Source organism: Halobellus sp. GM3 (assembly GCF_052545375.1).
Window position 1 is genome coordinate 141,048 of the sequence record NZ_JBQWLT010000004.1, and the last position, 13,985, is coordinate 155,032.

The 13,985-nt window shown below is 64.4% G+C and carries 16 protein-coding genes; 6 read left to right on the forward strand and 10 right to left on the reverse strand.

Features of this window, described 5'->3' with window-relative positions; genetic code table 11:
* Positions 1–3 precede the first annotated feature (3 nt).
* Genes ACT3HL_RS08070 through ACT3HL_RS08090 form a run of 5 tightly spaced genes read right to left on the reverse strand, consistent with a single transcriptional unit; the run spans position 4 to position 4,739 of the window.
* Positions 4–1,671: an ATPase, T2SS/T4P/T4SS family gene (locus tag ACT3HL_RS08070; protein WP_445086312.1), complete on the reverse strand. Its 1,668-nt coding sequence runs from the start codon at positions 1,669–1,671 to the stop codon at positions 4–6.
* The gene (locus tag ACT3HL_RS08075; RefSeq protein WP_445086313.1) at positions 1,671–2,423 is read right to left on the reverse strand and encodes an ATPase domain-containing protein; all 753 of its coding nucleotides are present in this window, start codon (positions 2,421–2,423) and stop codon (positions 1,671–1,673) included. The genes ACT3HL_RS08070 and ACT3HL_RS08075 overlap by 1 nt, the downstream gene beginning before the upstream one ends.
* Entirely contained in the window at positions 2,423–2,872 is a 450-nt protein-coding gene (locus ACT3HL_RS08080; RefSeq protein WP_445086314.1) for a flagellar protein G, read from the reverse strand. The genes ACT3HL_RS08075 and ACT3HL_RS08080 overlap by 1 nt, the downstream gene beginning before the upstream one ends.
* Positions 2,873–3,316, reverse strand: coding sequence for a fla cluster protein FlaF (locus ACT3HL_RS08085; RefSeq protein ID WP_445086315.1), 444 nt, complete (start codon positions 3,314–3,316; stop codon positions 2,873–2,875).
* Positions 3,300–4,739 (reverse strand): flagella accessory protein C, encoded by a 1,440-nt coding sequence (locus ACT3HL_RS08090; protein ID WP_445086316.1) that lies wholly within the window; start codon positions 4,737–4,739, stop codon positions 3,300–3,302. The genes ACT3HL_RS08085 and ACT3HL_RS08090 overlap by 17 nt, the downstream gene beginning before the upstream one ends.
* A 365-nt stretch (positions 4,740–5,104) precedes the next feature.
* Here ACT3HL_RS08090 and ACT3HL_RS08095 point away from each other — a divergent pair, with 365 nt between their 5' ends.
* Positions 5,105–5,857: an ATPase domain-containing protein gene (locus ACT3HL_RS08095; protein WP_445086317.1), complete on the forward strand. Its 753-nt coding sequence runs from the start codon at positions 5,105–5,107 to the stop codon at positions 5,855–5,857.
* 135 nt (positions 5,858–5,992) lie between these two features.
* Here ACT3HL_RS08095 and ACT3HL_RS08100 read toward each other — a convergent pair whose 3' ends face one another.
* The 5 genes from ACT3HL_RS08100 to ACT3HL_RS08120 form a co-directional block, all read right to left on the reverse strand.
* Positions 5,993–6,607 carry an archaellin/type IV pilin N-terminal domain-containing protein gene (locus ACT3HL_RS08100; RefSeq protein WP_445086318.1) on the reverse strand — a complete coding sequence of 205 codons (615 nt, stop codon included), beginning with the start codon at positions 6,605–6,607 and terminating at the stop codon, positions 5,993–5,995.
* A gap of 10 nt (positions 6,608–6,617) precedes the next feature.
* Positions 6,618–7,289, reverse strand: a complete 672-nt coding sequence (locus ACT3HL_RS08105; protein WP_445086319.1) for an archaellin/type IV pilin N-terminal domain-containing protein — start codon at positions 7,287–7,289, stop codon at positions 6,618–6,620.
* A gap of 246 nt (positions 7,290–7,535) precedes the next feature.
* Positions 7,536–8,156, reverse strand: a complete 621-nt coding sequence (locus tag ACT3HL_RS08110; RefSeq protein WP_445086320.1) for an archaellin/type IV pilin N-terminal domain-containing protein — start codon at positions 8,154–8,156, stop codon at positions 7,536–7,538.
* 9 nt (positions 8,157–8,165) lie between these two features.
* Positions 8,166–8,855, reverse strand: coding sequence for an archaellin/type IV pilin N-terminal domain-containing protein (locus ACT3HL_RS08115; RefSeq protein WP_445086321.1), 690 nt, complete (start codon positions 8,853–8,855; stop codon positions 8,166–8,168).
* Positions 8,856–9,199: 344 nt separating this feature from the next.
* On the reverse strand, positions 9,200–9,538 hold the full coding sequence (locus ACT3HL_RS08120) for a helix-turn-helix domain-containing protein (protein WP_445086322.1): 339 nt from the start codon (positions 9,536–9,538) through the stop codon (positions 9,200–9,202).
* Between the two features lie 183 nt (positions 9,539–9,721).
* Between ACT3HL_RS08120 and ACT3HL_RS08125 the strand changes: the two genes are divergently transcribed.
* From ACT3HL_RS08125 to ACT3HL_RS08145, 5 genes are all read left to right on the forward strand, one after another.
* Complete coding sequence (locus tag ACT3HL_RS08125) at positions 9,722–10,273, forward strand: DUF7500 family protein (protein WP_445086323.1); 552 nt, start codon at positions 9,722–9,724, stop codon at positions 10,271–10,273.
* 159 nt (positions 10,274–10,432) lie between these two features.
* Positions 10,433–10,801 carry a chemotaxis protein CheY gene (cheY, locus tag ACT3HL_RS08130; protein WP_445086324.1) on the forward strand — a complete coding sequence of 123 codons (369 nt, stop codon included), beginning with the start codon at positions 10,433–10,435 and terminating at the stop codon, positions 10,799–10,801.
* Complete coding sequence (locus ACT3HL_RS08135; RefSeq protein ID WP_445086325.1) at positions 10,798–12,039, forward strand: chemotaxis protein CheC; 1,242 nt, start codon at positions 10,798–10,800, stop codon at positions 12,037–12,039. The genes cheY and ACT3HL_RS08135 overlap by 4 nt, the downstream gene beginning before the upstream one ends.
* Positions 12,040–12,174: 135 nt before the next feature.
* Positions 12,175–12,711 (forward strand): chemotaxis protein CheD, encoded by a 537-nt coding sequence (locus ACT3HL_RS08140; protein WP_445086326.1) that lies wholly within the window; start codon positions 12,175–12,177, stop codon positions 12,709–12,711.
* 134 nt (positions 12,712–12,845) lie between these two features.
* Positions 12,846–13,952 carry a FlaD/FlaE family flagellar protein gene (locus tag ACT3HL_RS08145; RefSeq protein WP_445086327.1) on the forward strand — a complete coding sequence of 369 codons (1,107 nt, stop codon included), beginning with the start codon at positions 12,846–12,848 and terminating at the stop codon, positions 13,950–13,952.
* Positions 13,953–13,985: the final 33 nt, after the last annotated feature.

Here is a 13,985-nt window from a genome sequence, read left to right on the forward strand (position 1 = left end):
ACATCAATCGATCCTCGTCATATCGAACGGGAGCCCCTCGGTGCCGTCGCGCTGGAAGTCCTCGATGAACTCGTTGACCTCGTGGTAGCCGACGATATTCTCCTGTATCGCCCGCCGGATGAGTTCGGTCCGGAACTCGATGTCCTCGTAGATCTTCCGGGTGTCGTCGTACCCGAGCAGCGTCGCGATCTTCTCCTCCATGATGAAGGAGTTGTTCCGACCCTGGAAGACGATCTCGTCCTCGACGGGATCCCAGTAGAACGCCTCCCGGGTGACGACGCCGCCCATCTCCTTGGAGTAGCCCTCGATCTCTTGGACGGAAGTGACGCGCCGTAGCGTCTGATCGCCGCGCTTGACGCGGTTCTGGAACAGCGCGATGTCGCAGTTCGACATGAACGTCTCGGGGACGTTGATCGGGTCGCCGGTGAACCGCTGGATCATCGAGACGATGTCCGAGGCGTGGAAGGTCAGCATCACCGGGTGGCCGGTCTGGGCGGCCTGGAACGCCATTCGCCCCTCCTCGCCGCGGACCTCCCCGACGATGATGTAGTCCGGGCGGGAACGCAGCGCGGCCGCGACGAGGTCGAACATGTCGACCTCCGAGTCCGCCCCGCGTCCCTCCCGGGTGAGAAGCTGCTGCCAGGTGTCGTGCGGCGGGAGCACCTCGGCGGTGTCCTCGGCGGTGTAGATCTTCGAGTCACGGGGGATGAACGACGTGACGGCGTTGAGCGTCGTCGTCTTCCCCGAGGCCGTCTCGCCGACGACGAACACCGTCCGCTCGTTCTCCAAGGCGATCCAGAGGTACGCACACAGCTCCGGCGAGAGCGTGCCCCATTTCGCGATCTGAAACACCGACAGCGGGACGTCGTCGCCCTGACGGATCGTGAGCGAGGAGCCCTTCAGCGACACGTCGTCGGAGTAGATGATGTTGATACGCGATCCGTCGGGGAGCGTCGAGTCGACGATCGGGTGCGCGTCCGAGACCGGATCGCCGATCCGCTCGCCCATGTTCCGGAGCCAGTTGTCGTACTGCTCTGCGGAGTCGAACTCGACGGTGGTCTCGAGCAGTCCGAACTCGCCGTGGTCGACGTCGACTTGGCGGGGGCCGATGACGTGAATGTCCTCGTTCGCCGGGTCGCGCATAATCGGCTCCAGCGGGCCGAGTCCGACGATGTCGCGGACGAGCCGGTACTGGACTTTCTCGTAGGTCTCTTCGGTGATCTCAAGCGGGCCGAGTTCGAGCCGCTGGACCAACTCGGCGAGGCGACCGTTGCGCTCGTCTTCGAGGACGACGATCTCCTCGAGCAGTTCCCGGATCCGGTCCTCGTACTCGGTCTCTTCGGCCGGTGCCGGCTTCGTCACCGACCGTTCGAGCAATTTGTCTTTCACCTGTCCGAAGAGCTCCCGTTCGCCGTCGTCGAGCTCCGGTTCGATGGTGTAGTACTTCGTCGTCTCGCCGAAGTTCCCGTACACCTGACAGTAGATCGGCCCGCCGAGGTGGTAGATGATGTTCGGCCGGCGCGACTCGTAGCCGTCGGGCTCGTCGACGAACATCGGGAACTCGCCGGTGATCTGCCGGAAGCGTTTGAGATGCTCGCGGAGGTGCCCCCAGCGACCGGCGTGTCGCTTCAGTTCCTCGTCGATCTTCGCGGAGCCGTGTTCGGTTGCCATCAGGCGACACTCCGGGATTCGATGACGATTCCGATTCCCGAGCGGACCGAGAACCCGACGCGGTCGCCGACCTGTTCACCCATTCCCGCAAAGCGCTTGACGAAGATGTTCCGCCGGACGTCGTTGCCGACCTCGACCATCTCCAGTTGGAGGTAGACGTCGGCGATCGAGCGGAAGGGGCCGATCGCCTCCTCGTCGACGGTCGAGGGATCGACGGTGAGGATGATCGTCTTGCCCTTCGTCGTCAGCTCCCGGAAGAAGGAGATGATCTCGAGGGCGGCTTGCCGCTCCTCGTTCTGTCGAACGAGCGCCTCGAACTGCGGGTCGTTCCGGAGGATGGCGTCGAAGGTGTCGACGATTATCGCGTCGGCGTCCCACATCGTCTCGGCCTCCATCATCCGTTTCAAGAGCTGCTTTCGCTCGTCGTCGGACCCGCTGCCGGTCAGCGTCCCCGACGCGTCGATCTCGGCCGGGATGAAGAGCAGTTGCTCGTCCAGAAGCGGCTTCACGACGTCGTACGTCAGCGAGTGCATCTGATCGAGGAAGCCGCGAACGCCCAGTTCCGTCGAGACGAGCGTCGTCACGATCTCTTCCTGATGGAAGCCGTAGGTGAAGCGCTGTGAGAGGACGCTCTTCCCGGCGCCGTAGTCGCCCTCGATGAGGACGATCGCCCCCTTCGGGAGGCCGCCGCCCAGTTCCTTTTCGAGACGGTCGTGGTCTTTGAGTCCCAGTGAGTACTGATTCGAGCTCATCAGTTGTAGTTGAAACGGAAGGTTTCTTCGTCACCGTCGACGGTCAGCGTCACCCGGTGGTCGCCGGGGTCCAGATTCAGATCATGGATCGTGACCCCGACGACCCCGTGCGGCGTCCAGTCGTCGCCGCTGCCGTCGACGAGCGTGACGGACACGTTCGTTCGGTACTCCGCGTCGACGATGACGTCGAAGGTCTCACCGGTCGCCGGCAGCGTCCGCCGTCCGGTGTTCTTGACGTACAGCGTGACGTTTTGACCGTCGTACACGCTGCTCTCGGAGTCGCTTATCACCTCCACGTCGGTCCGGATGTTCTCTGCGACGTCCGCGCCGCGGTCGTCGAGCGCGCCGCTGATCCCGGTGACCGTGTCGATGAGCACGCCCGCGACGCCCGCCGCGATGACGATGCTCGCGATGAACAGGATCAGGCTCGGAACGGAGACGTCCGCCATTTAGCTCACCTCGACAGTGTCGTTACTCGCCGCGACGCCGTTCTCGGCGACCACCTTGACGCGGTCCGGTTCCTCGGCCCCCGGGTCGGTGACGTTGAGCACGAGCGTCTGGTCCGCCCCCCAGACGTCGGTCGACGTGTCGCCGCCGACTGCGGTGGCGTCTGGGATCACGTACTCGTTGTCGACGAGGAGACTCGTCTCCCCGACCGACAGCGTGGTCGTGCCGGTATTTTTGACCTCGACGGTGAGGTTCTCGCTGGCGTTGTAGACGACGCTCGTCACCGAGAGCGCCGTGTTCCGCCGGTCGAGGAGGTCCTCGCGGTCCCCGTCCCGCGCGTCGCTGATCTGCTCGGCGCTGCCGGCGACCGCCGGGTACAGCGTCCCCGTCGCGACGAGGACGCCGAGGAAGATGATCGCCGTCGAGCCGCTAACGCCGAATCCCACGGGAACCCCCTCCGAGTTCGGACAACTCCTCGAGGAGTCGAGCCTCGTCGACATCGCCAGCGAGCCGGCTGACGTACGTCAGGCTCTCCCGGTGGTGTTCGACCCGGAGGTCCTGCGGCCGTTCCGTCTCGCCCGCGGTGGCGGCGTTGCGGACGTGTTCGCTCATCGTCCGCTCGACTTGGCGGGTGATCCAGCCCTGCGAGCGGTACTGCCGCAGCGCGCGTGCGGCACCGATCGCCCCGCCGACGTCGACGAGGAACCGCGTCCACTCTAAGACGACTGACTCGGCGGTGTACCGCGCGGGAAGCGCCGTGAGATACGCATCGGAGTCGGACGTCGGTTCCGTCCCTGTCGCCGGCGAGCTCGCCGTTGTCGGCGCCGTCTCCGGACTCGTCGCCTGCTCCGCTGGGTCGCTACTCACGTGCTCCTGCGTCTCGTCCGTCGCCTGCGGAGCAGTCTCTTCGGACGCTTCGACTTCCCCAGCCGGCTGGACCGCCTCGTCGCGCTCGAAGAGCGTCTCGTCGGGCTCGATTTCCTCGACTGCGTCGTTGTCTTCGAACGCGTCCTCGAGGGCGCCCTCGTCGGCTGCGACGGCGTCTGCGTCGGTCGCTTCCTCGGTCGTTGCAGCGGCTTCGTCTCCTTCGCTTTCGGCTTCCGCGCCTTCGCCATCCCAGCCCTCGTTCTCCTCGTATTCGGCTTTGAGGTCCTCGAAGCTGCTGCCGCCTCCGCTGTCCGTCTCCGAGCTGTCCCCATCGCCTTCTTCTGCGTCCTCGAGCGCCGCTGCCGGATCGTCGCGCTCCGCCTCCGCGAGCTCGTCTTCGGCGGCCATCTCGGCCTCGTCGGGGTCGGCGTCCAGCTCGCCGAAGTCCTCGTCGAAGAACTCCTCGGCGTCTGCGCTCGCGATGTCCGTGTCCAGGTCCTCCTCGGTCTCCTCTTCCATCTCGAAGAGACCGAACGCGCCGTCGCCGTCGAGACCGCCCATCTCGCGGGCGTCGTCGACGAACGGGTTGATCCCGCGGGTCACCATCTCGTAGATGTCGAGCAGCTTTCTGATCGTATCGTCCAGCTCTTCGACGGTATCGCCGATCTGCTTGTTCTCCTCACGGACCGTGTTCATCCCCGAGGAGAGCGAGCTGACCTCGTTTTCCATCTCGGAGAGCCGGTCTTCGATCTCCGCGATGCGCTCTGCGTCGACCTCGGAGCCGCCGAGGGAGTCGCCGTCGTCGAAACCGCCCATCTCGCCGTCGAGATCCCCCATCTCGTCGTCGAGGTCGTCCATCCCGCCGTCGAGGTCGCCCATCCCGCCGTCGAGGTCGCCCATCTCACCGTCGAGGTCGTCGAGGTCCTCGTCGAACCCGAGGCCGTCGGTAGCGACCGTATCCGCCTCGTCGTCGTCGCCGTCCATCCAGTCCATCATTCCCATCTGCGTTCCCCCCTGTCTCGACACCGGCCGCCGGCTCTCAGGTGTGGCAGCCGACTGTGAGTTCGTTCCCCCTTGGACCGTGGCGAACACGTCGTCCGACCGGTCCGGTCGGCCGGTCTCGGTGGAACAGATATCATTGACCCTTACGTCCCATCTTCGATACAAGAAGGTTCGCTCCAAATTATCGCTCGTGATAGCTGTTTGTGATACGCGCGCGAGGTGCTCGATCCGCGGCACGGGTCCGTCGCGTCCGCCCCTCCGAATGCACTACCGCTGATGGCGGTCTCCGCCTCCCAACGAGCGGTACGGCCTCACGGACAGGCACAGTCGATAGTATCAACATCCCCCGGAGAGTGGAAACACGTATGCCAGAATTCGTCAAGACCGGCATCGACGGTCTCGACTCGATCCTCAACGGGGGGATCGTCGAGAACGCCGCAGTACTCGTGAGCGGGAATCCGGGGACTGGCAAGAGCATCCTCGGACTGCAGTATCTCTACAACGGCGTCGATATGTTCGATGAGGGGGGAATCTATCTCACGTTCGAGGAGACCGCAGGCGACATCAGCGAAGCCGCGCAGTCGATCGGATTCGAACGCTGGGACGAGTTCGTCGACTCCGGCCGGATCAAGGTGTACGACAAGGGGACGCTGCTGCGCAGCGGGGACTTCTCCTCGACGCTGGATACGATCCTCGAGGACCTCCAAGACACCCAGTACGATCGCCTCGTTCTCGACTCGCTGACGATGTTTCAACTCTTCTTCGAAGAAGAGAAAGAACAGCGGCAGTACCTCCTCAAGTTCATCGACATCCTGAAGGGAAGCGGCCTGACCTCGATTCTGACGATGGAGCAGTCGGCGGTCTTTCCCGACACCGAGATCGGACTCGAGAACTTCCTGACCGACGGGAACATCTACCTGATCCAATCGCCGGCCGGGTCGACCTCGAACCGGTACATCTGGGTCGCGAAGATGCGGAAACAGCCGATCAAGAACTCGATGTTCCCCCTCGAGATCGACGACGGGGGGATCAAGGTGTACGAGCAGGCCGCGGGATTCTCGATGATGGGCGATTCGGCCCCGATGTTCGGCGAAGAAGACGGCGGCGGACTGGAGTAACGCCGACCGTACCCAGAGCGACTAGCGGTGCTTTTGGCTCTCTAGAGCTATTCGGATGCCGGAGCGGCGCAGCCGCTCTTCTCGCGGCGTCCAGAGAAATGGAAGTTCGCACCTCAGCGAGGCGGGATCCGGAGCCTAGAGCTTGACCGGTTCGCCCGCTTCGTTCCCGGCGAGCTGCTGGGGCATCGTGAGGATGACCTGGGTGGTGCCGCCGGTCTGGCTCGTGATGTCGAGTTGGACCTTCGAGCCCGTGTCGAGGCCGCCCGTCGTGTCACTCTCGATTGCAGAGGTGTTGATCGTCACCTCGTAGCGGTCGTCGCGGCTGTTGAGCACCCCGAAGGAGTTGTCGTCGTCTCGTACCTCGAAGAGGCTGAAGTTGCCCGCGTCGGCTGACTGGTCCGTGCTGTTGGTCAGCGTCGTGACTTGGGTGTCGCTGAGGTACTTTATCGAGGTGGTGTTCATGTTCACGCTGCTGGACCCGGCCGCGAGGCGGACGGTCAGCGTGATGTTGGCGATGTCGTCGTTGCTGCCGACGGTGCCGTGTTGGTTGATCACCTCGATGCGGTTCGTGACCTTGTCGACGCTCTCTTGGCCCGCTTCCTCGGCGGTCGCCTGCAGGAAGCCGGCGGTGTTCACGAGGACGCCCGCCGCGATAGCGGCGACGAGCACCATCGCGATGAACACGATGAGCGTACCGATACCGACCTGACCGCGGTCGTTGTCGTCGTCGTTGAAGATGTTGTTGAACATTGTGATCACCTCAGAGTGGCACCGGGTTGCCGTCCTCCTGTCCGGCGAGTTGCTGGGGCATCGTCATAATGACCTGCGTGGAGCCGCCGCTCCGACTCGTGATCTCCAGTTCGACGGCGTCTCCCGTCGAGATGCCCTGGTCGTTCTGCTCGACGACGGTCGTGTTGATGACGATCTCGAAGCGGTCGGCCTGACTGTTCAGGACCGGGAACGAGGAGGAGTCGCCGTCGTCGTTGAGTGCGTAGGCAGTGTACTGGGTGTCGTTAAGACCCGTTTCGTATCCGGTATCCCACTGCGTGGTATTGAGTAGCTGCGTACCGTCGCTCGTCGTCGAGTTCTTGTACACGAGGTTCTTCGCCGTGGTGTCGCTCACGTACTTGATGGTGGTACTGTCGAGCGAGACACTGCCGGAGCCGGCCGCCAACCGCACCGTGAGGTTGAGGCTGTCGACGGCTTTGCCGCTGCCGTAGTCGTTGACGAGGCCGTGAGAACTCACGACATCGAGCCGATTCGTCACCTTGTCGACGCTCTCCTGTCCGGCGTCTTCCGCAGTCGCCTGCAGGAAGCCGGCCGTATTCACGAGGACGCCCGCCGCGATCGCGGCGACGAGCACCATCGCGATGAACACGATGAGCGTTCCGATACCGACCTGACCACGGTCGGCGTCGTTTTCTTCGAACATATTGTTGTCTCCAGTTGGCCCCCGCCTCGTCTCGGAGATGAGGACCGTTGGGTCGAACAATCAGCGGTTTGTACATAATGGTATGGACCCAGATATCAGATTTGATTATGGTGTGTGGCGGCGCGTACAGCCGGTTTCACGGTGATTCTCTGGATCGAGACTGATCGAAGACACCGTTGGCACTCGTCGGCTAGTAGCGCACGAAATGAAAACAGGTTCTCGGCGATCCGGAAGCGTGGTCGAAGCTTAGAGCTTGACCGGCTCGCCCGGTTGGTTACCGGCGAGCTGCTGGGGCATCGTGAGGATGACCTGGGTGGTGCCGCCGGTCTGGCTCGTGATGTCGAGTTGGACCTTCGAGCCCGTGTCGAGGCCGACGACGTTGTTCGAATCCTCGATGGCGGAGGTGTTGATCGTCACCTCGTAGCGGTCGTCGCGGCTGTTGAGCACCCCGAAGGAGTTGTCGTCGTCGGTCACTTTCGCGAGGCTGAAGTTGCCCGCGTCGGCTGACTGGTCCGTGCTGTTGGTCAGCGTCGTGACTTGGGTGTCACTGAGGTACTTTATCGAGGTGGTGTTCATGTTCACGCTGCTGGACCCCGCCGCGAGGCGGACAGTCATCGTGATGTTGGCGATGTCGTCGTTGCTGCCGACGGTGCCGTGCTGATTGACGACCTCGATGCGGTTCGTGACCTTGTCGACGCTCTCTTGGCCCGCTTCCTCGGCGGTCGCCTGCAGGAAGCCGGCGGTGTTCACGAGGACGCCCGCCGCGATCGCGGCGACGAGCACCATCGCGATGAACACGATGAGCGTACCGATCCCGACCTGACCGCGGTCGTCTCTGCTTTCGTCGAAGAGATTGAGTTCAAACATAGCTATCACTTAGAGGGGTACCGGATTGTCGTCTTTCTGGCCGGCGAGTTGCTGGGGCATCGTGAGGATGACCTGCGAAGAGCCACCGTCCCGACTCGTGATGTCGAGTTCGACGGAGTCACCCGTCGAGAGGCCCTGCCCGTTGTCCTCGACGAGCGTGGTGTTGATGACGATCTCGAAGCGGTCGGCCTGACTGTTCAGGACCGGGTACGAGGAGTCGCCGTCGTCTTCGAGCGCGTAGGCGGTGTACTCCGGTGTGGCGTAAGTAGAGTTATTCAGGCCTCCTGCGTTCGGGTCCGAAGTGTTGTATCCATAAACAGGTCCGAGCGTCTCCCCGCCATCGGGAGATGTGTCCTTGAACACGAGGTTCTCCGCTGTGGACCCGCTGACGTACTTGATGGTGGTACTGTCGAGCGAGACACTGCCGGAGCCGGCCGCCAACCGCACCGTGAGGTTGAGGCTGTCGACGGCTTTGCCGCTGCCGTAGTCGTTGACGAGGCCGTGAGAACTCACGACGTCGAGCCGATTCGTCACCTTGTCGACGCTCTCCTGTCCGGCGTCTTCCGCAGTCGCCTGCAGGAAGCCGGCCGTATTCACGAGGACGCCCGCCGCGATCGCGGCGACGAGCACCATCGCGATGAACACGATGAGCGTTCCGATACCGACCTGACCACGGTCGGCGTCGTTTTCTTCGAACATATGTGTTGTCTCCAGTCTGGCCCCCCGCCCCGTTGCGGAGGTGAGGACCGTCACTTCGGAAAATCAAGGGTCCGTACATAATGGTATGGACCCAGATATCTTCTCTGATAACATCTCGCCTCCGGTGGAGCGTGGCGATTTCGGACGCTCTCAGCGCCGCCAAACACTCCTTACGGGCGTCACCACCGCACCGAAGAGCAACGGCTCACGAGAACGCGTTTCCCCACCGAAACACCGCCTCCGCAGAACGATCAGACGCTCGCGCTCGATCGGTCACACACGGCTGTTCGCGTCACCCGCACCCACGCTGCGTCACGCATACAGTCCTGTCACCCACGCGTGAGTCACTCTCGGGAGATCTGTCGCCAGACGTCGTCGAGTTTGTTCTTGACCTCGGGACGGTCGGTCACCTCGACGTTGAGGTCGTTGCCGTCGAAGCTGATAATGATCTCGTCGACGTCGCGCCGGTAGACGTTCGTCCGCCGGTGCTCGTCCGAGAGGACGCGGTCGTGGAGTTCGAGCAGCCCGGCGCCGGTGAGTTCTTCGATGCGGCGGTAACACGTCGCGATAGGGATATCAAGCTGTTCGCTGAACTCCTGGGCCGAGTACGCCTCGTCCGCGGCACGCAGGATATCCGGGTTGTAGTCGTTCCCGAGCGCTGCGAGCGTCCTGTCAGACTCCATAGACAGCGCTACGTTCAAACCGATATTATGTGAATGTGACGGTCGTCTTCTCTCCCAGTATCGGAACTGAAAACAGCGGGTACACTGGCCGTCGTCCCCGTCGGTGTGCTGTCGCGGGATCGGCCTCCCGAGATCGGTTCGGCCTGCGATGGGCTTAATATCGCGCCGGGGGCACCACGAGACATGGCTCCGTCGGACCCTCCCAAAGACACGCCGCGGGCGGACCGCGGCGAGGAGGGCGTCATCAGACCCGACGAGCTCGATTACACCGCCTCAGAGCGCGTCGCGGAACTCTCCGAGGGGCGCTACGTCGTCGCGACCGACAACGACGACGCCCCGTCGGTCGACGACTCCGACGAGGCCGATTCGACCGACGAGCGAGGCACGCTCGCCCGGCAGCAGACGGCCCGGTACGTCTCCGAGCGCGGCGCCGACTACGGCTTCGCGCTCACCGCCTCATTCGGGGGCGACATTCGCCACCACGAACACTTCTCCGACGACGTCGCGGCGGCGTTCGGCGACCTCGCGACGTGGTACGTCGAGCAGATCGACACCGATACCCCCGCCGAGGAAGTGCTCGGCATCCTCCTTTTGGCGTCGAAGACAAACGTCTCGTACCCGACTCAGGTGCTCGCGCCCGTCCTCCGAAGACACGGCCTCGACCTCGACGACTCGATCGGAGATCTCCTCGCGGTGCTCTCGAAGGAGGGCATCACGCTCCCGACCGAGGAGTGATATCGTAGCGTGTGCACGCCTTTACGCACCCGATCGCACGACCGCGTGCGATCGGATGCGCAATCAGTTGCGAACGCTACTGTCGGCGTCGTCGAAACTTCGTATCAGCCGTGATAATAGGGGCGATGCGTTTATACAACGGTTCCCGGAAGGTGAGATATGGCAACTACGGTACTGGTCGTGGACGACTCGGCGTTTATGCGGAACCTGCTGAAGCAGTTGCTCGAGGACGAACACGAGGTGGTCGGCGAGGCCGAAAACGGCGTCGAGGCCGTGGAGATGTACCGCGAACACGATCCCGACATCGTCACGATGGACGTCGTGATGCCGATCAGAGACGGCATCGAGGCGACCACGGAGATCAAATCCGGCGATCCGGACGCCTCGGTGATTATGTGCACGTCGGTCGGCCAAGAGGAGAAGATGCGCGAAGCGGTCGAAGCCGGTGCCGACGGCTACATCACGAAACCCTTCCAGAAGCCGAACGTCCTCCAAGCGATCGACGACGTGCTGGGCGTCGAAGCATGAATCTCGACGTCCAGTCGCTGCGGACGTTCAGCCGCCTCGCTAGGTCCGGGGCCGAGCAGGCGGCGGGATCGCTTTCGACGCTGACCGGGTTCGACGCCCGCGTTGCCGTCACGAAAGTCGAGATGGCGACCCGCTCGGACGTCGAACGGGAGTTCCGGGAGCGAGACCTCGTCACCGTTCACGTCGACTTCTCGGGAGCGATCGAGGGGCGAACGGTCCTCGCGTTCGACCGGGAGCGTGCGGTCACGCTCGTCGACGCGCTCGTCCCCGGCGAGGACGCAGATCCCGACAGCGAGCTGGCGACGAGCGGGCTGAAGGAACTGGGGAACATCATGCTCGGCGGCTTCATCGACGGCTGGGCGGACTTCCTCGGGGAGGCGATCGACATAACCACGCCCACCTACGTCGAGCTCGACGCCGGTCGGTCGCTGCAGGACGTCGCGGCCGACTCGTCGTTCGACCCGGGCGACGGGTCCGGGGCCGACATCAGCCCGGGCGACGAGTTCGGCGCGGGCCTCGACACCGACCACGTCCTCGCGTTCCGAAACCACCTCGAAACGATCGACGCCGAGGCGGGCTTTTACATCTATATGCTCCCCACGCACGACTCCGTCGGGACGATCGTCGACGCCGCGGGCGAAGGAGACGAGGCGATCCCCGTCGAGACGTTCACCTCCTTCTCGCGGATGATCTCCGACGGGGCCGATCAGGCGTCCGAGGATCTCACGGCGATGACCGGCATCACCACCGACGTCGACGTGAGCCGGCTGAGTTTCGTGCCGGTGGAGGGCGTGCCGATGGAGCTGACCAACGACGCCAGACAGGGCGTCGTCCTCGAGTTCTCCGGCACGCCGTCTGGCTACATCGCCATCCTGTTCGATCCGGACTCCGCAGCGAGCGTTGCGGACGCGCTGATGCCGGGTATGGAGGCCGATTCGGCGATGCGACAGAGCGCGATCCAAGAGATCGGGAACATCGTCACCTCCGGGTTCCTCGACGGCTGGGCGAACGCGCTGGAGACGACGATCGAGATCTCCCCGCCCACGTACGTCGACGACATCGCCTCGGCGATCGTCGATCCCCTCGTCACCGAACTGGCGCGGACGCAGGATTACGCGTTCCTCATCGACTCGGCGATCGTGACTCCCGATGAGACGTTCACCTGCGACATCTACGCGCTCCCGGACGAGCGGGAACTGCGCGAGGCCTTCGATCAGCTTGCGCCGGAACCGAACTGACCGGAACCCGACGGGCGGACGCTGTCTGTCGTTCCCGCGAGCGTCGCTCGGCCGTCGACGACGGACAGCGTCTCGATCGATCACGAATCCGTCACTGACCCACGCGTTAGGACCCGAACTGCCGTCGAAGGAACAATGAAAGTATACACCTCGGACCGCTCGGCCGACACGTCCGCTCCGGAGCGAATCAAGGTCGGCATCGCCGACTACGCCGTCGCCGAGAACGATTCGACGCTCGTGACCAGCGGGCTCGGATCCTGTGTCGGGATCGCGCTCGTCGACGCCGAGGCCGGCGTCGCCGGACTCGCACACGCGATGCTCCCCTCGGCCGGTGACGCGGAGCGGGCGGACGACGCCCGCCGGGACGGTACGGAGGCGAAGTACGTCGACACCGCTGTTCCGGGGCTGATCGAGTCGATGACGGCCGCCGGAGCGGACCCCTCGCGCATCGAGGCTCGGATCGCCGGCGGCAGCGCGATGTTCGAGTTCACCGCGGGAGACGGCGGCGTCGGCGAGCGGAACGTCGGTGCCGCTGAGTCGGTGCTCGCGGGCCACGACATCCGGATCGTCGGCCGCGACGTCGGGGGCGACTACGGTCGATCCCTGCGGTTCGAGGCGGCGACGGGCGAGTTGGTTATCCAGCGGGCACACGGCGAGACACACACTATTTGATGCGCCTCGTCGCCACGACCAAGCGGCCGATGTATTATCGAGCGTGATAATCTCGGGGGCACGTTTATCAACGCACCCACAGACACTCGACCATAGCGAAGCGGCGGCAGTCGCCGTGCTACGAGACCCTGGCTATGACCATCGATCCAGACGACTACGACCTCCGAGAACTCAGGCGCATCGCGGACGAACGGCGCGGCGCGCGCCGCACAGCCGACGAGCCGGGCGCCGACCGCCGACCCGACGGCACCGACGACTCCCACGCTGACGGGCGACGCTCGACAGACAGGCGTGCCGGCGACGGGCGCGCTGGCAACACCCGTGCCGACGGTGACCGCCGCCCCCCGCGGGCGGCCTCCGAGGGCCGACGCCGTGGACGCTCTACCCGTCGTCGAACCGGCGACAGAGAGGATGACGACGCCGCTCGCGACGACCACAGCGGCTCGAATGACCGAATGCGGAACGGACGCGCAGACGAGCGGGAGCGGAGCGGACGCGCCGACGGCCACGCGCGATCCTCCGAGTCCGACCGACGGGGCGACGACGCGGACCGCGCGACGGTTCGTCCGCGAGACGAGATCAGCCGTCCGAGACGCGGCGACTCCGATCACGCCCGCGCCCACGACGAGGTCTTCCGCGCCGATCGGATCGCGCGCGATCTGGGCTTCGGAGCGGCCGACCGCGCACGTTCTAACGGGGGTTCCCGCTCCGAACTCGGCGGTACCACCCGCTCGCGACCGCCGGAGAGCGCCTACGAGGACGCTCCACGACGAAACGGAGGACACTCACGACAGGATCGAAGACGGGCTCGGCGGGAGCCCACCGACTCGGTCGACGACGTCGGTCGCTTCCAGTTCGACACGGACATCCGCGAGCGGCCCCGCGGCCGCGCCGGCGAGGCGCTCCGGCAGAACCAACTCGAACAGTTGCTCGTCCGCGAGACCGCTGCGGCCGGGGACGGGCTCTCGAAGCCGTATCTGGCGGCGCTGCCGGACGAGTACGCCGCAGAGCGCATCGTCTTCGACTGGCTCGAGTTCCTCGTTCTCAAGGGCGGGTTCAAGCGGACGATGGACGCACTCCGCTACTATCACACCGTCGAGTGGCTCACCGAGGGCGTCGAGGCCGAACTGCAGGATTACCTCGTCGGGTTCTCGGGCGAGGTGTCGAACACGAGCGAGTTCGACGTCGACGATCACCACCTGAGCCTCGTCTACATCGCGCAGTTGGCGTCGATGGCGTGACAGCGCCACTCCTCGGTAACCGACGAGCACACC